The following is an 18840-nucleotide window of genomic DNA, read 5'->3' as shown; positions in this document are numbered from 1 at the left end:
CTCCCCCGGAACCCCCCGCGGTCCCCCGCCCCGCCCCACCGCCGGCCCGGGGCACCTCTGATTCCGGTCAACAGGAGATGAACCGTGATCCGGAGTCCTTGCCGGCGACCGCAAGAGACCTGATGTGCTTCAGGTGAATCGAACTCCTTTCGTGGTCAGGCGTGGCAGTCGGGATAACTGCCACGGAACGCGGACATCTCCTTGAAGAGGGCACCGACATCGAGGGGACTGCCGGGCGCCGCTCCTCGCACCTCCGCGTAGGCGCGGTGCAGGTTCGCCACCAGCCGTTCGGAGTCGAGCAGTCCGTCGAACGGCCCGGGTTCGGTCCTGCGGGCGAGCTGAAGCGGGGTCAGGCCGGCGGCGACGCCGTGGCGGGCCAGCTCGTCGAGCCGGCGGAAGTACGTTTCGTTGTGGTCGATCAGCTCGGGGCCGCCGACCGGTCCATGGCCGGGGACAACGGTCTCGGCGCCGAAGGCGCGCAGCCGTCGCATGGCCCGCAGCGACCCGGAGACCGACCCCATCAGACAGAACGGTGTGACGCCGGACATCACCAGGTCGCCGGTGAACAGCACGCGCCGTTCGGGCAGCCAGACGACGGTGTCGTTCGTGGTGTGCGCCGGCCCGAGGTGGACCAGGTCGGCGCGCACCCCTCCGATGTGCAGCGTCAGCGAGTCCTGGTACGTGAGGTGGGGCAGGGTCAGTTCGAGGTCGCCCCAGCGCACGTCGGGCCAGAGGCCGGTGAGGTGCAGCCCCGCCGCGGCCATCTCGGTGCGGGTGCGCTCGTGGGCGACGATCAGCGCTTCGGGGAAATGCGAGTTGCCGAAGGTGTGGTCGCCGTGGAAGTGCGTGTTCACCAGGGTGCGCGGCGGGGTCCCGGACCGGCGCAGCACCTCGGTGCGCAGCAGCCGGGCCCGCAGTTCGGTGGCCGCGGTGTCCACCAGCAGGCTTTCGCCGCCCTCGCCCACGATGAGCCCCGCGTTGTTCAGGCACCAGCCGCCGTCGGGCTGGATGTAGGCGTGGACCCCGTCGGCGACCTCGGTCATGTGCGGGACGGTTCGGACCGCGGAGGTCACAGCACGTCTGCCGGAGCGAGGCCCAGCTTCTTGAGCATCGGCAGGTAGTTGAAGACGTCGTAGTGCTCGATGACCCGGCCGGCGTCGTCGAAGCGAAGTTCCTCCAGCATGTACCAGGTCACCTCGGTGCCGCTCGGAGCCTTGCCGAGGAACTCGCCCTGCTGACTGGCCGTCACGGTGATCCGCAGGCAGACCCGGTCCCCTTCGGCGATGATGCTCTTGACGTCCAGGTGCAGGTCGGGGAAGGCGGCGAGGCCGCCCTCCATCGCCCTGACCATGGCCTTCGAGGAGACCGGGCGGTCCTCGGAGAAGTGCTGGATGTCCGGGGCCCAGTGTTTGATGATGCCCTGGAGTTCCCAGCGGTTCCAGCTGGCGACCATGGAAAGGGCGAGTTCCTTGTTGCGCTCCTGGGTGGACTTCTCGGTCAGGGTGGTGGGCATGTCGAACTCCTTTTGTGAGCAGGGGGGTTGTCTGTTGGGGCGTCAGGGCAGCAGTACGTGCTTGCCGACGGTGCCGCCGTCGAGCAGGGCGCGCACGGCGACGGTGGCACCGTCCAGGGGGTGGCGGTCGGCGATCTCGGGCCGCAGGACACCCTCGGCGGCCAGCCGGTAGAGGGCGGCGAGGTCTGCGTTGAAGTTCTTGCCGGGCTTGACGTAGTACATGGACATGCGCCGGCCGCGGGTGAGCCCCAGACGCCGGGCCACCCAGCGCCGCGCGGTGCGCCGCAGGGCCGGGACGTGCGGGCGGAACCACTGTCCGGGTTCGTGGCCGGCGACGGAGGAGTCGTAGGAGACCAGGGTGCCCCCGGGGGCGAGCAGGGCCCAGCTGTCGTCGAGGCCGCGCCCGCCGACGTGGTCGAAGACGGCCCGTACGCCACCGGGGGCCCGCTCTTTGATGAGGGCGGGGAGATCGGGCGCGCGGTAGTCGAGGGGGTGTGCGCCCAGCGCGCGGACCGCGTCGTGTTTGGCCGGTGAGGCGGTGCCGAGGACGCTCAGCCCGTGGTGCACGGCGAGTTGGGTGAGCAGGGTGCCGACGCCACCGCTGGCGCCGTGTACCAGGACGGTGTCGCCCGGCCGCACGTCGGCCGTCCGGTGCAGCATCTGCCAGGCGGTCACCCCGTTGGTGACCAGGGCCACGGCGACGGCCGCGTCCAGGTTCTCCGGCACCGTGGCGAGCGTCCTGGCGGGCGTCCTCACGTACCGCTGCCAGGCGCCGTGGCGGGGCATGGCAGCGACGCGGTCGCCGACGCGCCGGCTGGTGACGCCCGGGCCGACCTCGGTGATGCGACCGACCAGGTCGTAGCCGGGGACGAACGGGAAGGCGGGCGGGAAGGGGTGCAGGTGCTGGAGCATCTGCACCTCGGCGTACGACACGCCCGCGGCCTCGACCCGGACGACCACGTTGCCGCGTCCGGCGACCGGGCGCTCACCCTTGCCGGGGACAAGGTGCCGCTCGGGGTCTCCGCTGCCGGTCATCCGGACGAAGGCGTTGGCGTCGTCCGCAGCCTCGGCCGGTCCTGCGGGTTCGGCGGTCTCGGTCGTCATGCCGTCGGCTCCTCGGGTCGTGGGGTGTGCCGCGGGGTGAAGTCGGCGGCGTGATCGGCCGCCCATCGGGCGAACGTCCTGGCCGGGCGGCCGGTGATCCGCTCGACGGTGTCCACCGGGACGGGCTGGTCGGTGACGGCGTCGGCCAGGTAGCGCAGCACCATCTCGACGACCGGGGCGGGCATGACCGTCTCCATGGCCTTCCTGGCCTCATCGGGAGTGATCTCCTCGAAGGCGATCGGGCGGCCGGTGGCCTCGGCGATCGCCCGCACCTGATCGGCCTGTGTGATCGCCTCGGGCCCGGTCAGGACGTAGGCCTGTCCCACGTGCCCGTCCTCCAGCAGCGCGATCGCGGCCACGGCGGCGATGTCGGCCTCGTGGACCGGCACCCGTGCGGCGTTTCCGTACGGGGCGCGGACCACGCCCTCGGTGCGGATGGAGTCGGCCCACTTCCACAGGACGTTGGCCGCGAACTCGTCGGGACGTACGAAGGTCCACTCGACGCCCGCCTCCTCGACGGCGCGTTCCACGGCACGGTGGTGTTCCCCGCTGTGGTTGCCACCCGAGGTGTCCAGTACGGAGGACGAGGAGAGGACGACAATCCGGCGCACGCCGGCCTCCCTGGCGGCGGCGACCACCTCGCGGGCGGTCTCCGGAACCGGGAAGAGGTAGAGGCGCTCCACGCCGTACAGCGCCGCGCGCAGGGTGTCCGGCTGCCGCAGGTCGCCCTCCCGGACCTCGACCCCGTCCGGCAGCGCGGCGGTGGCCGGGTGCCGGGTCAGCGCACGCACCCTTACGCCCGCGGCGACCAGGTGGCCGACCACCAGGCGGCCCACGGATCCTGTCGCTCCTGTCACCAGAACTGTCACGCCTGCTCCGCCCTGTCGGCCTCAGCTCTCCGAGGCTCATTCGTCCGTTGCGCGACAAGGATCGGAAACCGGTCTGGAGGGTGTGCGGAGTCTCACTCGAGCAGGGGGGCGTCGCTCAGCGGGCGGCGCGCTCGTCGATGTGTTGCTCGATGCCGTCGAGGACCCGTTGGAGCCCGAACTCGAAGCCGCCGTCGGGTCCGAGGCCCTCGCCGGGTTCCTCGAAGACGCCCGACCTCCAGACCCTCGTCAGGGACGGGTAGCGGTCGGCGGTGACCATCTCCTCAAGCAGTGGCCCGGTCTGCTCGTACCACTCCTCGTACGTCAGACCGGAACGCCGGGCGTCGTGCTCGGCGTCGGCGGACTGCTGAGCCGCGCCGCGCACATAGCCGTTGAGCAGCTGGACCACGGCGAGCATCTCCCGTTCGTCCAGGCCCACCCCCGTCAGGGCACCGAGCACGCCGTCCCACAAGGCGGTCTCGTGGGGGCCCATCAACATCCGGGAGGAGACCAGGGGGGGTACCCAGGGATGGCGGCGGGCGATGTCCATGCTGCCCCGGGCGTAGCGCTCCAGCGCCTGCCGCCAGCCGTCGGCGCCCTCCAGCGAGGGCGCTTCGCCGAGGACCTCGTCGAGCATGCAGTTGACCAGCTCGGCGCGGCCCGGCACATACGTGTAGAGCGACATGGCGGAGACGCCGAGCGGCTCGGCGACCTTGCGCATGGACAGGGCACCCAGGCCCTCGGCGTCGGCGACGGCGATCGCGGTCCGCACGACGCGGTCGACCGTCAGTCCTTGGCGAGGGCCGCGAGCGGGCGGGTCGGGCTCGCGCTCCCTGCGCCACAGCAGAGCCAGGGCGCGCGCCGGGTCCATCCGGCCGTTTCCTTTCGCCATTCCGGTTCCTGACCTCACATCGGGATGGTAGTCCTGTACGCTGTAAAGAGTTTTCTGTACACCGTAAAGAGTTTGTCGTCCGCCAGGGACGCGCACCCCGAGCCAGTAGAAGGCGAGGCGTTTGATTTGTCCGCTTCCGTCCCCGCTACGACCACCAAGCCCGGCACGCCCCGGCAGCATCCCACGAAGAAGAAAAAGTTCGAACTCGGCCGCAGAGCGCGGAAACTGACGCTGGCCATCCACGTGGTGACCTCGGTCGGCTGGGTGGGCCTCTCGCTCTCCATGGTGGTCCTGGCGATCATGGGGTACACCACCGACGACGCCGCCGTCGCCAAGGGCGTCTACTACGCGATGTACGTGTTCGACGACACCAGCGTGACGGTCTTCAGCGTCACCGCCGCGATCACCGGCATCCTGCTCTCCTGCGGCACCAAGTGGGGCCTGCTGCTGCACTGGTGGATCGTCGTCAAATGGGTCATCACCCTGTTCATGACGATCTTCGCCTGGTTCGTGATCCACCCGATCGTCATGACCGCGAGCGAGCGGACGGCCGATGTGGGTGACGGCCCGCCCGATCCCGGCGGAGCCGGCGACTTCCTGCTGTGGAGCGTCCCCCTGCTGTTCGTCCTGCTCACCGTCGCCGCCGTGGTCTCGGTCTACAAGCCCTGGGGACGCACCGCCCGGGGCCGCCGCGCCCAGACCGCCGGCAGGCGCGGCTGAGGCGCGCGGCGGGGCCGGTCGAGGTGCGGATCAGCGCGCCGACCGGCCGTCGGCCAGGGCCCCCCGCGCGGCGTCGAGTTCGGCGCACCAGGCCGTCAGGCTGGGGGCCCGCAGCACCCCCGTGCCGATGAGCAGGCCGGCGAAGCCTTCGTCCAGGAGGCGGGCCGCTGTCGCCGGGGCGTCGATGCCGCTCGCGCTGACCGGGCAACGGGTACCCGTGGAACGTACGGCGGGCAGCAGGGTCCGGCTGCGTGTCGGGTCGCCCGGGAGGCGTTCGCGGGTGGCGATGTCCTTGTTGTTGACCGCGACCACACACCGCGGTCCGCGTGCCACGAGCGCCACGTCCGCTTCGTCGGCGACCTCCACGAACGGGGTCAGCCCCAGCTCCAGGGCGTGATCGGTCAGCCGGGCCAGTACCGCGCCCGGCAGCACCTTCGCGGTCAGCAGAACGGCTGAGGCGCCCAGCTCGCGGGTCCGCTCCAGCTGGCGCCGACTGGTGACGAAGTCCTTGCGCAGCAGCGGCAGCGAGGTGAGGGAGGCGACTTCCTCCAGCAGCCCCTCGGTGCCGCCGAACCAGCGCCCCGTGACCACCGAGAGACAGGGCGCCCCCGCGGCCTCGAACCGCTCCACCGTCTCAGCGACCCCACGGGCGCCCAGCAGCTCCCGGCCGTCTGCGTCCCGCAGCTTGACCTCCATGATCAGTGGCCTCGAGGCCACGGCCAGCGCGTCGGTGAAGGGGGCGTTCACGCGGTCCTCCAGGCGTGAGAGACGGCTCGCGCGCGGGCGGCTCGCAGGAGCCCGTCCTCGGCGCGCGCCGCCGAATCGACATCGATACCGAGGAAGTGCGGGTGCGCGCGGGCGCCCGCGAAATCGTGCGCGTTGCCCGCGTGCAGACCGCCCGCCAGCAGGAAGGGCAGCCCGGTCCGGTCGGCGAGAGCGGTCACGACCGCGTCGTCCAAGGGCTGCGCGGTACTGCCGATCCGGCCCTCGGAGGTGACGGCGTCCAGCAGGAAGCAGTCGGCGCCGGCCCGCTCGTACGCCCCGGTCAGTCGCTCCTCCAGGCAGGACCCGTCCCGCAGATGGAGAACCTTGACGATCTCCAGGCCCGGCGGTCCTTCTCGGCGCAGCGCGCGCACCGTGCCCGGCGGCTGGAAGCCGTGCAACTGCACGCACGGCACCCGGGCCGCCGCCAGCAGTGCCGACAGCGCCTGGGTGTCGGACGAGAACGTGACCAGCACCGGCCGCAGCCGGCCGGTGCCCAGGGCGACTGCGGCCAGCTCGCCGAGCCGGTCGGCGGTCAGCTCGGACCGGCCGCCCGGCACGCCGTGCCACAGGCCGACGAGATCGGCCCCGGCCGCCGCCAGGTCCGTCACCTCGGCCGCGGAGGTCGCACCGCAGAACTTGACGAGCACTACCCGGCTGCCGGGGGCTCGGCCTCCCGAACCAGCGAGCCCTCGGCGAATCCGCTGCCGTCCGCGCTCAGCAGTCCCGGGTGAGCCGTCCTCAGCTCGGCGACCACCCGCTCATAGGGCAGGTCGTCGAACTCCCCGTGGTGGCGCAGGAACTCCATGTGCCGGCGGCCCCGCAGGTCGAAGGGGTGGTACAGGCTGTCGGCGGTGCCGTCGAAGTCCAGCGGCGCCAGACCGTACAGCCGGCACAGTGCCTTGTTGAACACCGGCGTCGCCGTGACCCAGCGGCCGTCGAGGCGCACGGAGGTGAGGCAGTGCATGTGGAAGACATCACCGCCGATCAGCGACTTGAGCCGCCCGGAGGCCAGATGGTTGCGTACGTCGGCCAGGACGAGCCGGGCCGGGATGCCGAGCGAGCGCAGGCCGGCCGCGTACAGCACCGACTTGTGCAGACACATGCCGGAGCCGGTCCGCGCCACCGCGCTTGCCCGCAGCCCGGTGCGGGACAGGTCCGCCCCGTACACCTCGTAGCGGACGCGGTCGCGCACCGCGTAGTAGAGCGCGACCGCCCGGGCCGCGGGGGTGGTGGCCGAGGCCGGCAGCGCGTCGGCGACGAAGCCGCGGACCTCGGGCGAGGCGTGGTCGAGGAAGGCGGTGGCGCGCAGTGTGCCGGGATCCTCGCGGTGGTGGGTCGTCACGGTGAGGTCACTCCTGTGTCGGGTCTAAGGTTCGGGCGGTGGCCGGTCGGTCACAGGCCGAGCAGGGCCGCGACGCGGTTGCGCTGGATCTCGGAGGTCCCCGAGTAGATGGTCGAACCCACCGAGTTGCGCAACTCCGCCTCCATGCCGAACTCGGTCATATAGCCGTTGCCTCCGAAGATCTGCACGGCGGCGAGGGCGGAAGCGACGTTCGCCTCGCTGGTGACGAGCTTGGCCATGGCGATGTCCCGGGTGACGTTCTCGCCGGCCGCCATGCGCTGGGCGGTGCCGTACAGCCAGTGCCGGGCGGTCTCCACCCCGATCTCCATGTCCACGATCTTGTGGGAGACGGCCTGATACGAGCCGATGGGCCGGCCGAACTGGGTTCGGGTGCGCGCGTACTCGACGCAACGGGCGACACGGTGCCGCATCTCGCCCGCGTTGACGACGAAGGAGCAGAGGATCTCCCGGCGCATCACATGGTCGAGCACCAGGAAGCCACCGCCGGGCCGGCCCAGGACCCGGGACGAGGGCACCCGGCAGTCCTCGAAGGACAGCTCGCCCAACGGGGAGGTGCGCAGGCCCAGTTTCGCGACGGGTGCGCCGACCCGCAGCCCCGGAGTGTCCCGTTCCACCAGGAACGCGGTCACGCTGAGCGGGCCGGGGCGGTCGCTGGTGCGGGCGTAGACGGTGAACAGGCCGGCGACCGGCCCGTTGCTGACGAAGGCCTTGCTGCCGTTCAGCACGTAGTCGTCGCCGTCGCGCACCGCCCTGGTCCGCATCGCGAGCGCGTCCGAACCGCTGTCGGGCTCGCTGATGGCATGGGCGCCGATCAGCTCGCCCGAGCAGAGCCGGGGCAGATAGCGCTCCTTGAGGGCCGGTGAGCCGAAGCGCTGCAGCGGCACACCGGTGCTGACCAGATGGGTGCAGACCGAGAAGTTCAGCCCGGCGTCCCGGCAGCCCTCGCCGAGCCCCTCCAGGACGTACATGGTCGTCAGCAGTGACTGGCCGAGGCCACCCCACTTCTCCTCGAACGGCAGCCCGAGCACTCCGGTCCGGGCCAGGATCCGCCAGCCGTCGTGCGAGAACGAGGCGGCCGCGTCGCGTTCCAGGTGGCCGGCGTTGAGTTTCTCCAGCCAGGGCGACAGGCCCTCGCGCAGCGCCCGCTGGTCCGCGGTCCAGTCGGTCATCGGTAGTGGGAGTAGCCGGACGACTCGAGGTCGTGGCGTTCGTCGCCGCGCAGCGCGGGGGAGAACACGCATACCAGGCGCAGGTCCTCCTCCGGGTGCGCGACGAGCCAGTGCGCGTCGTGACGGTCGAGCGCGTAGAGCGTGCCGGGGGTGATCGGGTGGACGGTGCCGGCGGTGTCGATCACCTCGCCGCTGCCCGAGATGCAGTAGCAGCTTTCCAGGTGGTTGCGGTACTCCAGACGGGACTTGGTGCCCGCGCGGACGATCGTGTCGGTGACGGTGTAACCGACGCCGTCGTGCTGGGTGAGGAAGCGGCGGCTGAGACCGTTTCCCCAGTCGACGCAGGTGACCTCTTCGAGCTTACGGACGATCATGGACGTCATTCCTCTCTCGTGGCCGTCGGCCGGTGTGCGTGCGGGCCGGGGGAGCGCAGCTCCCGTACGAAGGAGCGGAACTCCTCGACGGGGTCCCGCCCGGCGGCGCGAGCCTGTGCGATACGGGCCACCCCTGCGCTGCCGACCACAGCGGCATCGGCGCCGAGCGCGTCGAGCAGCGCGAGGTCGCCGCCCGTCCTGACCCCGAAGCCGACGGCCACGGGGGCGGACGCGGTGGAACGCAGGGTGGCGATGACCGCCCCCAGCCGCTCCTGGTCCAGGGCCGCGGTGGTTCCGCTGCGGCCGTAGTGGGCGACCAGGTACAGATAGGCGGAGGCGTGATCCGCCGCTTCGGCCACGGCGTCGGGGCCGGAAACGGCGTAGCAGGTCGTGACGAGCGGCAGTCCCGCCCGGTGTACGGCCTCGTAGTGGGCCGCGCGCACCCGGGGCGGCACCCCGTGCAGCAGCAGTCCGTCGCAGCCCGCGTCACGGACGGCCGCGGCGAAGTCGCCGGGCCCGGTGCCCCTGACGCTGTGGCTCCAGTCGGCGAGCAGCGCGATCCGAAGCCGGCGTAGCCCGGGCCGTACGGACGCCACGGCGTCCAGAACCGTCCGGAGCGTAGCCCCGCCGGCCAGCGCCCGGTCGGCGGATGCCCGGACGACGGGCCCGTCGGTGGCCGAGCCGGGGAACGGCACGGCCAGTTCCAGACAGTCGACCTCGTTCTCGTCGAGCATGGCGGTGAGTCGGGGCAGCTCGGCCAGCGGCGGGTCACCGGCGTTGAGGAACACCGCGAGTCCTGGCCGACCGGGCCGGCGGCGGGCGAAGAACTCAGGCATGGGCGGCCGTCTCCGAGCGCAGCAGCGTGAGCAGGGCGAGGGCCCGGCCGCTGTGGACCACCTCGTGTGCGGTGTCCAGCGCGGTGCGCCAGTCGCCGGTGAGGCGGCCGGCCACGGCGAGCGCGGCGGCGTTCAGACAGACGGTCTCCTCGGCCGCCGGGGAGCACCGGCCCGACAGCACCTCGCGGAAGTACGCCACGGGATCGCCGCCCGCGGGCCGTAGACCGTCCAGGGAGCCGGAGGAGAGGCCCAGCCGCGCGGGATCGAGGACGAACTCGTCCTCCTCCGCGCCCTCGTAGGTGTACACCCGGTTCGGTCGGAAGCTCAGGAGTTCGTCCGCGCCCGCCTCGTTGACGCACAGCCATACCGAGCGTTTGCCGCCCCGGGCCAGGTGTGCGGCGGCGTGCCGCAGCCCGGTCAGCAGCCGCCGGTCCGCGACACCGGTCAGCTGGGCCCGGACGGGCAGCCGGGCGAGGAACGGGCCGAGCGCGTTGACGAAACCGCCGAGCTTCCTGCTGTCCAGGGGCAGCACACTGCGGGCGAGCAGGGCGAGTTCGGGCGGGTAGACGAAGGCCCCGGCGAAGGCGATGCCATGCCGCTCCAGGGACGCGTGGGTTTCCTCGTACGACGAGGTCAGGGGTACCCCGAGCCGCTCCAGCAGGTCAACGGAGCCGAGGCTGCCGGTGTAGGCGCGCGAGCCGGTCTTCACCACCCGGACCCCCATGGCGGCGGCGACGATCGCGGCAGCCGTGGAGACGTTGAAGGTGCTCGGGCCCCCGCCGGTCCCCACGATGTTGACCGCGGCACCGACGTCGCCCGCCTCGCCGGACCCGGCGGCCGGAAGCCGCTCGGCCAGCGAGTCCAGCAGGGCGGTCAGGGTGACGCGGTCCGGCATCCGCGTGGACAGTGAGGCGAGCAGGGCCACCGACTCGCCCCGGCGCAGCCCGCCGTCGTGAAGCCGGTCCCAGAACGACCGCCAGACCGGCAGCTCCACGGGCCGGTCCTGCCGGAGCAGCGCGATGACAGCGTCGTGCACGGCTACGCGTTCCTCGTCGGTCGCGGCGACGCGTGAGCGATGAACGCGTTGATCGAAGCCACCGAGTTGAACGACTCCGGTCGCAGGTCGACCTCGTCGGTGTCGATGCCGTACCGGTCCTCGATCCAGGCGATCACCTTGAGCAGCCCCAGGCTGTCGATCACCCCGTTCGCCAGCAGGTCGTAGTCGGCGTCCAGTTCCCCCGCGGACACGTCCGGCAGGAACTCCTCGACCACGAATTCCTTGATGGCCTGGGCGTATGGCATGTCAGCTCTCCTTGGTGAAGTGGATCCGTACGGCGCGTTCCCGGTCGACCTTTCCGGTGGCGGTCCGGGGCAGCGGCGCGTCGGTGATCAGCAGGGTCGAGGGGATCGCGGCCCTGGACAGTCCGCGTGCCAGGTGCCCGCGCAGGGTCAGGCTGTCGAGCCCGGAGCCGGGGGCGCGGCGGGCCACGGCGTGCAGAGTCCGCCCGGACACCGGGTCGGGCAGCGCCAGCACGGTCGCCTCGGCGACGCCCGGGTGTGCCAGGAGCAGGTGCTCGACCTCCTGGGGGTTGACCCGTACCCCGCGAACCTTGACCTGGAAGTCGGTACGTCCGACGAGGGTGAGGACCCCGTCGGCCGAGCGGCGCACCAGGTCGCCGCTGCGGAACCAGCGCCGGGTGTCGGCCCCTTCCGGATGCGGGACGAACGCGCCGGAGTCGGCCGCCGCTCCGAGGTAGCCCTCGCTCTGGAAGGGGGTGGAGACGTACAGCTCACCGGTGCCGGGCCCGTCCAGCACGTGGCCGTCACCGCTGACGAGCAGGGCCCGGACGCCGGGCAGCGGCTGCCCGAGCGGCAGCGGACGGCCAGGGTCCGGGGCACCGCGCAGTTCGTGCAGGAAGCTGTCGTTGGTCTCGGTGCAGCCGTAGACGTTGTACAGCCGGGCGGCCGGCAGCAGCCCCGGGACCGCGGCCAGGACCGGGGCGGGCATGGTGTCCCCGGTGAAGATCGCGTGCCGGACGGACGGGAGCGTACGGCCCTTGTCGCGGGCGGCGTCGGCCAGCAGCCGGTAGAACACCGGCACCGACTGGACCACCTCGGGCCGCTCCCGTTCGACCAGGTCGAGGAGACGGCCGCCGTCGGTGACGCGATCCGCGTCGACCAGGACGACCCGGCCGCCGCGGGCGAGCGTCGTCCATACGTCCAACAGACACACGTCGAAGTTCAGCGGCGCGTAGTTGAGCACGGTCGTGCCCGGGCCGATGCCGAAGGTCTCGCCGGCCCAGGCCGTGAAACGGTCCAGCGCGGGGAACCCCAGCGGCACGGTCTTGGGCAGGCCCGTGGAGCCGGAGGTGGTGAGCAGCAGGGCGGTTCCGTCGAGGTCGGTGCGGTCGGGGCGTCGCACCGGCCGGGCCGTGGCGGGTCTGCTCGGGCTGAGTACGAGACGTACCCCCGCCTGCTCGTACAGTCGGTCCAGGACGTCCTCCCCGAGGGTCGGCGAGGGCAGCAGCAGCGGGCGCCGGGCCAGGAGACAGGCCAGGATCAGGGCGAGAGTCAGGGGCGACTTGACCGCGGGGAGGGCCACCGGCCCGTCCGCCGGGATCCGGATGAGCCGGTCCCGCTCCCGTTGCGCGCGCCTGAGCAGTGCCCCGTAGCCGACCGTGTGCCCCCGCCAGACCAGGGCGGTCGCCTCCGGGTTCCGCCGGGCGTGGTCCACGATGTCGTCGACGAACGAACGCGGCCCTGCGGCGATGGTGCCGTCCACGTTGTCTCCCTCCGGTCCGGTTCGGCGCATGTCCGACGAACCAGGTGATCCTCATGGTGGTTTCGGTACCTGGAGGATCGTTGGAGCCTGGCTCGGCGGGCGCCGGATGCCGGACGTGCGAAACGGCGGCCCGCCCGCGCCCCTGCTGAAGGGGGCGGGCCGACCGCCGTCGGTGGGGCGGGGGCTTTCTCAGTCGCCGAGGAGCGCGGCGAGCGCGAGGGCCGGGTCGTGCGTCGGCGGACCGGCGGGCCACCAGGTGCCGGACCGCTCCTGGTACGGGTACCAGCGGCCGTCGCGCCCGTATCTCAGCTGCAGCCCACGGCCGGACAGCGTCCAGCGATTGTCACGGACGACAAGGTCGGGCGACTCGTCGTCCTCCCAGCCCGTCGAAAGCGCCGTACGGGCCCGGGCGACTTCGGACCGCGGGGGCTCCCACGCCTCTTCGAGCACCTCCAGTCCGGCGCCGCCGCCGAACCGCCAGGCCTCGGCCGCCCGGTCCAGCTCGTCCGGCCTGCCGCAGGAGTCCCGAAGCCGCCGGGGTACCTGGGGGTCAGGGTGGGTGGCGGCGATCCGTACGGTGTCCTGCCACACGTCGAGCGGCCGGGGCGGCTCGCCGATCAACCCCAGGGTGTACAAGAGCAGTTCACGCGCGCGTACGGCCGCGTCGGTGACGAGCCGCTCCAGCGGATCCGCCTCGATGCCGGTGACCGGCTCGGTGCTCCCCTCCGGCGGTTCGGGCAGGGGCGGGAGCCCGGGGAGGGGAACGACGGGGCGGGCGTACGCCTCGGCGATGGGGATCCCCTCGACCGCCCCGGTGGCCCGGGCGCCCGGGCGCCCCTCGCCCTCCTCGACCGCGTCATCCTCGGCGTCCTTGCCGTCCGCGGTGCTTTCCGGGTCCGCAGGGTCGTCGGCCTCGGTCATGGCCCGTACGAGGAGGACGGACTTCAGCTCCTCCAGCGCCTTTGACCACTCCCGCCCCCGTACCAGCAGCAGGAGCTGCGGCTCCTCGCCGAGCAGCCAGGAGAACTGGTAGCCGAGCGCGACCGCGTGCACGCACGGATGGTCCGGCTCGTCGCAGTCGCAGTCCGGTCCGAGCTCCCCGTAGCCGGGCAACAGCCCCAGCCGGGCGTCCTCGGCCGCCTCCAGCAGATCGGGCGGTAGCTCCCCGGCGAGCAGCGCCTCTGTCTCCGCCGGCCGGTCCGCGGTCCGCTCCCAGAGCGCGTCCCACTGGTCGTCGTCCAGTTCAGGGAGTTCGAGGCTCACGGTGTACGGCTCGTCCGCACCGCCGTACACCTGCGTGGCGACCCGCCCCGGGGCGACCGAGAGGGGGCCGAGGCGGCCGGAGCGGGCAAGGGCCCGTCCCTTCTTCAGCACATCCTCGTCGGGCCAGCCGTCCTCCATCGACTCCGTCCACGCCCCGCCCCACCAGGACTGGCCGCGGGGCCGACCGCCCTTGCGGGGCGGGAAGGCGGTGAAGCCCCGGGCCCGGTCGTCGTATTCCTCGCTCATCCCGCGCTCCTCAGCTCGACCAGGTTCGCCAACTCGTCGTTCCCGAGCCGGCTCAGAGCCTGCTCACCACTGCCGACGACCGCGTCGGCGAGCTCCCGCTTGGCCTCCATCAGCGCCGCGATCCGGTCCTCGACCGTGCCCTCCGCGATCATCCTGTGCACCTGCACCGGCCGGGTCTGGCCGATGCGGTACGCCCGGTCCGTGGCCTGGGCCTCGACGGCCGGATTCCACCAGCGGTCGTAGTGCACGACATGGTCGGCCCGGGTCAGGTTGAGGCCTGTCCCCGCCGCCTTCAACGACAACAGGAAGACGGGAACCTCGCCGGCCTGGAAGCGGCGGACCATCTCCTCCCGCTTGGCCACGGGCGTCCCACCGTGCAGCAGCTGGGTGGGAATGCCCCGGTCCCGCAGATGCCGTTCCAGCAGCCGGGCCATCGCGACGTACTGGGTGAAGACCAGCGCCGCGCCGTCCTCCGCCAGGATCGTGTCCAGCAGCTCGTCCAGCAGGGCCAGCTTGCCGGAGCGGCCGGCCAGCTTCGGCTCGTCCTCCTTGAGGAACTGGGCGGGGTGGTTGCAGATCTGTTTCAGGCCGGTGAGCAGCTTGAGGACCAGTCCGCTGCGGGCGATTCCCCCGGACGACCTGATCTCGTCCATGACGGCGCGCACCTGTTGCTCGTAGAGGGCGGTCTGTTCCGCGGTGAGCGGCACCGGACGATCCGTCTCGGTCTTGGGCGGCAGTTCGGGCGCCACCCCCGGGTCGGACTTGTGGCGGCGCAGCAGGAACGGCCGGACCAGAGCGGCGAGGCGCCCGGCGGTGGTGCCGGTGCCCGGATCCGCGATGCCGGAAGCGGACCGCTCGGCGTCGACCGGGGCGATCCAACGACGGCGGAATTGGCCGTGGGTGCCGAGCAGGCCCGGGGTGGTCCAGTCGAGGATGGCCCACAGTTCGGAGAGGCTGTTCTCCACGGGGGTGCCGGTGAGCGCGATCCTCGCGTCCGCCGGGATCAGCCGCAGCGCCCTGGCCGTGGCGGAGGACGCGTTCTTGACGTGTTGGGCCTCGTCCGCGACGACCATGCCCCAGCGGTGCCCGCTGAGCCGCTCGGTGTCCAGGCGCATCGTGCCGTAGGTGGTGAGGACGAAGCCGGTGTCCGCTCCGTCGAGGCTGCGGCCGGTGCCGTGGAAGCGGCGTACGGCTGTGCCGGGGGCGAACCTGCGGACCTCCCGCTCCCAGTTGCCGAGCAGCGACGCCGGGCACACCACGAGGGTCGGGGCGCGGCTGCCCTCGTGCTCCTGGCGGAACAGATGGAGCGCGATGAGCTGGATCGTCTTGCCCAGGCCCATGTCGTCGGCGAGGCATCCGCCCAGACCGAGCGAGGTCATCCGGGCCAGCCAGTCCAGGCCGCGCAGCTGGTAGCCGCGCAGGGTCGCGGCGAGCGCGGTCGGCTGCCCGACGGAGGTGCCACCGGCGGGGTCGCGGAGCAGGGCACGCAGGGCGAGCAGCCAGGGGCCGTCGGCGACCGGCACCTGCTCGCCGCCGATTTCCGCGTATCCGGTGAGGGCGACAGCGAGCGTCTCGACGGCGGTGAGGGGCCGCAGATCGCGTGCCCGGGCCTTGCGGGTGAGTTCGGGGCCGACGAACGTCCAGTGGCCGCGTATCCGTACCACCGGTCGCCCCGCCTCGGCGACGGCCGCGGTCTCCTCCTCGGTGAGCGGATCGCCGTCGAGGCAGAGCTGCCAGCGCAGCGCGACGGTGCCGTCGCCGCCGAGGAAGGAACGCAGATCGGAGGGCGGGACGCGATCCGCGCCGACCGTGGCCCGCGCGGTCATCCGGTGGTTCGCCTCGTCGGGCCACCGTACGTCGACGCCGTGCGCCCGCAGCCGCGCCGCCGCGCCGCTCAGCAGCAGGCTGAACTCCTCGTCGTCGAGGTCGAGTTCACGTGGCACGGGGAGCAGCCGCGCGAGCGGCTCCCATACGGTCGCGGCGCGCCGCACGGCGCGGACCGTCTCGGCCTGGGCGAGCGGTCCCAGTGCGTGCGGGGCGCCGTCGAAGAGGTCCGAGGAGGTCAGTTCCACTGTCGGGTCGGCGAGATCGGAGACCAGGGGCACGACCTGTCCGTAGGGCACGCCGTCGGCGCCGTGGACCAGCCGCACGGTCAGCGAGACCCGTACGCCCGAGTCGACGCCGACCGCGATCTCCTCCGCCCAGGCCCGCAGTTGCGGTACGTGCTGGGGCTCGGCGGCGGCGAACGCGGCACGGCCGCTCGCGGCCTCGGCGGCCGCGGTACGCGGCAGGGTGTCGACAACGGCGTCGAGGAAGGCGCGCAGCACCCCGTCCGGCCGCGGCAGCAGTGCGCTGCCCGGGACGGGCACGGCGAGTGCCTCCGGTGGCGCGGTGGCGGCCAGTGCGCGCAGCCGCAGCACGTCCTCGGGATCGAGGGGGCCGGCCCGCCAGGCGTCGTAACCGTCGGCGGAGACCCCCGGCAACAGCCTTTCGCGGGCGGCGAGATGGAGCGCGAGCGCAGTGGCGGCACCCCAGAAGGCCGCTGCCGGGTGGACGGCGTCGTCGTCGCCGCCCTCGCCGCCGTACTCGCGGCGAGCCAGGGCCAGGACCGGCAGGGCGTCGCTCACGGAGAGGCGTAAGACGGGGACCTTACGCAGCCCTTCGGCGGTGGCGAGCTCGGCCTCCCCCGCGACGCCGCAGGGCACGCCGGGTGGACCCACGCCCTCCGGGGCCCAGAAGGCCATACGACCCGTACGGGCCGGGTCGCCCGGCTCGAAGGCGACCGCACACCGCGCCAGCCGTCCGGCGTGCTCACGCGTAATCCACATCATTGGTCCCGCTTTCCGCTTTCCCGATCCCGTTTTTCTGATCCTGCTTTTCCGATCCCGTGTATCGCGGCCCACCCGCGTTCCACGGCCACTCAAGGGCCATCTGCGACGGTGGCCGGAAAACCCGGTGTCTCCCAGAAGGAACTCTGCGTGATCACACTAATCAATCGGTTCGAAGTCACCGGCTCAGTCGAGGAGTTCGAGCGCGTCTTCGACAGCACCTCGGAGTTCTTCGCCGCTCAGCCGGGCTTCGTCCGCCATCGCCTGCTGCGCCACGTGGACGAGCCCGGCCGCTATGTGAACGTGGCCGACTGGGAGGACGAGCCGTCCTTCCGCCGGGCGCTTCAACAGCCGGAATTCGGCGCTCACCGCACCGCTTTGCGCGCGCTGAGCAACAGTGAACCGAACCTCTACACGCCGTTCCCGGAGCGTGTTCCGTCCTGAGCCGGGCGCGCTGAGGAGGGGCGGCGCACGTTGTGCCGCCCCTCCTTGTCGCGTCGCCCCGGTCAAACGGGTCGTACACCCAACGCGTGCCCGAACACGTTCCGCGGGTCCCAGGCGGCCTTGACCCGCTGGAGCCTCGGATAGTTGTCCTTGTAGTACAGCCGGTGCCAGGGCACCCCCGAGGTGTTCCACTCGGGATCCGCCATGTCGACGTCCGGGTAGTTGATGTAGCAGCCGTCGCCGACACCCCGGCCCGGCACCGGAACGCCGCCCGTCTCCGCGAACACGTCGCGGTAGACGCGGCGCAGCCATCCGATGTTCTCGGCATCGGCCCCGGGATCCTGCCAGGTGTTGGTGAAGATGACGTTGATGATCGCGTCCCGGTGCGCGGTGGCGGTGGCCGACGGCCGCACGGAGTTGATCCGGCCGCCGTAGGACTGCAGTGACACGTGTGCCGCCTCGCTGGTGTGGTCGGCGCTGTCGAGATGCGTGTGCAGGGCGTCGATCTGGTGGTCCGTCAAGGAACGGCGGAGATAGGCCGACTTGATCTTCTGGCGGCCCTTGTCGACGTCCTGGGACTCGGCGAGCGCGGTCGTCGCGGTCAACCAGGGGTCCCGGACGGTCTCGGTGATGTAGGGGGTGACACCTACGCCCTCCGTCACGGCCGACACATACCGCTCCAGCAGGCGCTCGGCGTCGGGCCGGGTGCCGTCGAGGTGGGTGAAACTGACAGCGCTCTGGCCGGGGTCGTTCTCCCTGAGCCGGCTCAGCAGCACCAGACCGCCGTACAGCCCGGCGTACGGTGAGTCGGCGTCGCTGTTGTGCTCGTGCCACCGGCCGAAGTTCCGCACCAGCCGGCGCAGGGCCGCTCGGTCCATGCCCTCACGCGGGTAGATCACCGCGTTCGAGAGAACCTCGGTGGGCGGGCGCGGGAGCAGCCGGGCGGGGTCGTCGCCGGTGGCGCCGGGAGAGCGGAACCAGTAGCGGGTCGCCACACCGAAGTTGCCGCCGCCACCGCCCGTGTGGGCCCACCACAGTTCGCGGTGCGGATCCGTGGGCTCGCGGGTGGCCACCACGGAACGGGCCCGGCCCGAGGCGTCGACGACGACGACCTCGACGGCGTGGAGGTGGTCGGCGGCGACACCGAACCTGCGGGAGTGCGCCCCGTATCCACCACCCGCGATGTGCCCGCCGATGCCGACGGTCGCGCTGGCACCGCCGGGCAGGGTGACGCCCCAGGTGCCGTGCAGCGTCCGGTACACGTCCATCAGCCGCGCACCGGCCTCGACCATGAAGGCACGCATGCGGGGGTCGTAGGTGACGGCGTTCATCTCCCCGAGATCGATCACCAGCCGGACGGCCGGGTCGCCCACGAAGTTCTCGTAGCAGTGTCCGCCACTGCGCACCGCGACGCGTCGGCCGGACCGGGCGGCCTCACCGACGGCCCGGACCACCTGCTCGGTGGTCGCGGCCACGCGGAAGGCCGCGGGGCGCGCGGTGAACCGTTTGTTGAGGCCGCGGGTCGCGAGCTTCTCGTAGCGGGGATCGCCCGGCGTGATGTCGACCGGCCCGGCCGGGCCACCTGGAGCTGGGCGCCCTGCTGGGCTCGATCTACATCGTCCAGAACTTCGACGCCGTCTTCACGATCACCTCCGGCGGCCTCGGCACCGCCAAC

19 protein-coding genes and 1 pseudogene are annotated in these 18840 nt (G+C 72.2%); 3 read left to right on the top strand and 17 right to left on the bottom strand.

Annotation, left to right across the window (positions count from 1 at the left end; all coding sequences use genetic code 11):
• Nucleotides 1-155 precede the first annotated feature (155 nt).
• The 5 genes from ABZT93_RS39565 to ABZT93_RS39545 form a co-directional block, all read right to left on the bottom strand.
• Nucleotides 156-1043, bottom strand: a complete 888-nt coding sequence (locus ABZT93_RS39565) for an MBL fold metallo-hydrolase (protein WP_356113832.1) — start codon at nucleotides 1041-1043, stop codon at nucleotides 156-158.
• Between the two features lie 26 nt (nucleotides 1044-1069).
• Nucleotides 1070-1513: an ester cyclase gene (locus ABZT93_RS39560; RefSeq protein WP_356113830.1), complete on the bottom strand. Its 444-nt coding sequence runs from the start codon at nucleotides 1511-1513 to the stop codon at nucleotides 1070-1072.
• A 42-nt stretch (nucleotides 1514-1555) separates the two neighbouring features.
• On the bottom strand, nucleotides 1556-2617 hold the full coding sequence (locus tag ABZT93_RS39555) for a zinc-binding dehydrogenase (RefSeq protein ID WP_356113828.1): 1062 nt from the start codon (nucleotides 2615-2617) through the stop codon (nucleotides 1556-1558).
• Complete coding sequence (locus ABZT93_RS39550; RefSeq protein WP_356113826.1) at nucleotides 2614-3486, bottom strand: NAD(P)H-binding protein; 873 nt, start codon at nucleotides 3484-3486, stop codon at nucleotides 2614-2616. Before ABZT93_RS39550 ends, ABZT93_RS39555 begins: the two co-directional genes overlap by 4 nt.
• A 115-nt stretch (nucleotides 3487-3601) precedes the next feature.
• A complete protein-coding gene (locus ABZT93_RS39545; RefSeq protein WP_356113824.1) occupies nucleotides 3602-4375 on the bottom strand; it encodes a TetR/AcrR family transcriptional regulator C-terminal domain-containing protein in 774 nt (257 codons plus the stop codon).
• A gap of 126 nt (nucleotides 4376-4501) precedes the next feature.
• On the opposite strand from ABZT93_RS39545, the gene ABZT93_RS39540 reads away from it, so the two are divergent.
• Nucleotides 4502-5095 carry a DUF2269 domain-containing protein gene (locus ABZT93_RS39540; protein ID WP_356113822.1) on the top strand — a complete coding sequence of 198 codons (594 nt, stop codon included), beginning with the start codon at nucleotides 4502-4504 and terminating at the stop codon, nucleotides 5093-5095.
• Between the two features lie 30 nt (nucleotides 5096-5125).
• Here the strand turns inward: ABZT93_RS39540 and ABZT93_RS39535 are convergent, their stop codons facing one another.
• The 11 genes from ABZT93_RS39535 to ABZT93_RS39485 all read right to left on the bottom strand — a co-directional run bounded on the left by ABZT93_RS39535 (nucleotide 5126) and on the right by ABZT93_RS39485 (nucleotide 16721).
• A complete protein-coding gene (locus ABZT93_RS39535; RefSeq protein ID WP_356113820.1) occupies nucleotides 5126-5842 on the bottom strand; it encodes an indole-3-glycerol-phosphate synthase in 717 nt (238 codons plus the stop codon).
• Nucleotides 5839-6507 (bottom strand): N-(5'-phosphoribosyl)anthranilate isomerase, encoded by a 669-nt coding sequence (locus ABZT93_RS39530; protein ID WP_356113819.1) that lies wholly within the window; start codon nucleotides 6505-6507, stop codon nucleotides 5839-5841. The genes ABZT93_RS39535 and ABZT93_RS39530 overlap by 4 nt, the downstream gene beginning before the upstream one ends.
• A complete protein-coding gene (locus ABZT93_RS39525; protein ID WP_356113817.1) occupies nucleotides 6507-7202 on the bottom strand; it encodes a transglutaminase-like domain-containing protein in 696 nt (231 codons plus the stop codon). The genes ABZT93_RS39530 and ABZT93_RS39525 overlap by 1 nt, the downstream gene beginning before the upstream one ends.
• A gap of 50 nt (nucleotides 7203-7252) precedes the next feature.
• Nucleotides 7253-8392 carry an acyl-CoA dehydrogenase family protein gene (locus tag ABZT93_RS39520; protein WP_356113815.1) on the bottom strand — a complete coding sequence of 380 codons (1140 nt, stop codon included), beginning with the start codon at nucleotides 8390-8392 and terminating at the stop codon, nucleotides 7253-7255.
• A complete protein-coding gene (locus tag ABZT93_RS39515; protein WP_356113813.1) occupies nucleotides 8389-8766 on the bottom strand; it encodes an ectoine synthase in 378 nt (125 codons plus the stop codon). The genes ABZT93_RS39520 and ABZT93_RS39515 overlap by 4 nt, the downstream gene beginning before the upstream one ends.
• 5 nt (nucleotides 8767-8771) lie before the next feature.
• Nucleotides 8772-9602, bottom strand: a complete 831-nt coding sequence (gene trpA, locus ABZT93_RS39510; protein ID WP_356113811.1) for a tryptophan synthase subunit alpha — start codon at nucleotides 9600-9602, stop codon at nucleotides 8772-8774.
• Nucleotides 9595-10638 (bottom strand): hypothetical protein, encoded by a 1044-nt coding sequence (locus ABZT93_RS39505; RefSeq protein ID WP_356113809.1) that lies wholly within the window; start codon nucleotides 10636-10638, stop codon nucleotides 9595-9597. Before ABZT93_RS39505 ends, trpA begins: the two co-directional genes overlap by 8 nt.
• A gap of 2 nt (nucleotides 10639-10640) precedes the next feature.
• Nucleotides 10641-10904 carry an acyl carrier protein gene (locus ABZT93_RS39500; protein WP_356113807.1) on the bottom strand — a complete coding sequence of 88 codons (264 nt, stop codon included), beginning with the start codon at nucleotides 10902-10904 and terminating at the stop codon, nucleotides 10641-10643.
• A gap of 1 nt (nucleotide 10905) precedes the next feature.
• Entirely contained in the window at nucleotides 10906-12384 is a 1479-nt protein-coding gene (locus ABZT93_RS39495; RefSeq protein WP_356113805.1) for an AMP-binding protein, read from the bottom strand.
• A 189-nt stretch (nucleotides 12385-12573) separates the two neighbouring features.
• Complete coding sequence (locus ABZT93_RS39490) at nucleotides 12574-13893, bottom strand: hypothetical protein (protein ID WP_356113803.1); 1320 nt, start codon at nucleotides 13891-13893, stop codon at nucleotides 12574-12576.
• On the bottom strand, nucleotides 13890-16721 hold the full coding sequence (locus ABZT93_RS39485; RefSeq protein ID WP_356113836.1) for a DEAD/DEAH box helicase: 2832 nt from the start codon (nucleotides 16719-16721) through the stop codon (nucleotides 13890-13892). The genes ABZT93_RS39490 and ABZT93_RS39485 overlap by 4 nt, the downstream gene beginning before the upstream one ends.
• 111 nt (nucleotides 16722-16832) lie before the next feature.
• Here ABZT93_RS39485 and ABZT93_RS39480 point away from each other — a divergent pair, with 111 nt between their 5' ends.
• Nucleotides 16833-17165 carry an antibiotic biosynthesis monooxygenase family protein gene (locus ABZT93_RS39480; protein ID WP_356113800.1) on the top strand — a complete coding sequence of 111 codons (333 nt, stop codon included), beginning with the start codon at nucleotides 16833-16835 and terminating at the stop codon, nucleotides 17163-17165.
• 62 nt (nucleotides 17166-17227) lie between these two features.
• Here ABZT93_RS39480 and ABZT93_RS39475 read toward each other — a convergent pair whose 3' ends face one another.
• Nucleotides 17228-18724, bottom strand: a complete 1497-nt coding sequence (locus ABZT93_RS39475; protein WP_356113834.1) for an FAD-binding protein — start codon at nucleotides 18722-18724, stop codon at nucleotides 17228-17230.
• Nucleotides 18725-18744: 20 nt separating this feature from the next.
• Here ABZT93_RS39475 and ABZT93_RS39470 point away from each other — a divergent pair.
• Nucleotides 18745-18840, top strand: a pseudogene (locus ABZT93_RS39470) (sugar ABC transporter permease); the annotation flags it as partial.

This window comes from Streptomyces sp. NPDC005303, from assembly GCF_040607335.1.
GTDB lineage: Bacteria > Actinomycetota > Actinomycetes > Streptomycetales > Streptomycetaceae > Streptomyces.
Note: the sequence above shows the minus strand (reverse complement) of the source record. Positions and strands in the feature narration are given on the sequence as shown.

Bases quoted from the DNA above. Each gene is read 5' to 3' on its own strand.
- ABZT93_RS39565 (WP_356113832.1), bottom strand. From the start codon at position 1,043: ATGACCGAGGTCGCCGACGGGGTCCACGCCTACATCCAGCCCGACGGC.
- ABZT93_RS39560 (WP_356113830.1), bottom strand. From the start codon at position 1,513: ATGCCCACCACCCTGACCGAGAAGTCCACCCAGGAGCGCAACAAGGAA.
- ABZT93_RS39555 (WP_356113828.1), bottom strand. From the start codon at position 2,617: ATGACGACCGAGACCGCCGAACCCGCAGGACCGGCCGAGGCTGCGGAC.
- ABZT93_RS39545 (WP_356113824.1), bottom strand. From the start codon at position 4,375: ATGGCGAAAGGAAACGGCCGGATGGACCCGGCGCGCGCCCTGGCTCTG.
- ABZT93_RS39520 (WP_356113815.1), bottom strand. From the start codon at position 8,392: ATGACCGACTGGACCGCGGACCAGCGGGCGCTGCGCGAGGGCCTGTCG.
- ABZT93_RS39515 (WP_356113813.1), bottom strand. From the start codon at position 8,766: ATGATCGTCCGTAAGCTCGAAGAGGTCACCTGCGTCGACTGGGGAAAC.
- trpA (WP_356113811.1), bottom strand. From the start codon at position 9,602: ATGCCTGAGTTCTTCGCCCGCCGCCGGCCCGGTCGGCCAGGACTCGCG.
- ABZT93_RS39500 (WP_356113807.1), bottom strand. From the start codon at position 10,904: ATGCCATACGCCCAGGCCATCAAGGAATTCGTGGTCGAGGAGTTCCTG.
- ABZT93_RS39490 (WP_356113803.1), bottom strand. From the start codon at position 13,893: ATGAGCGAGGAATACGACGACCGGGCCCGGGGCTTCACCGCCTTCCCG.
- ABZT93_RS39485 (WP_356113836.1), bottom strand. From the start codon at position 16,721: ATGTGGATTACGCGTGAGCACGCCGGACGGCTGGCGCGGTGTGCGGTC.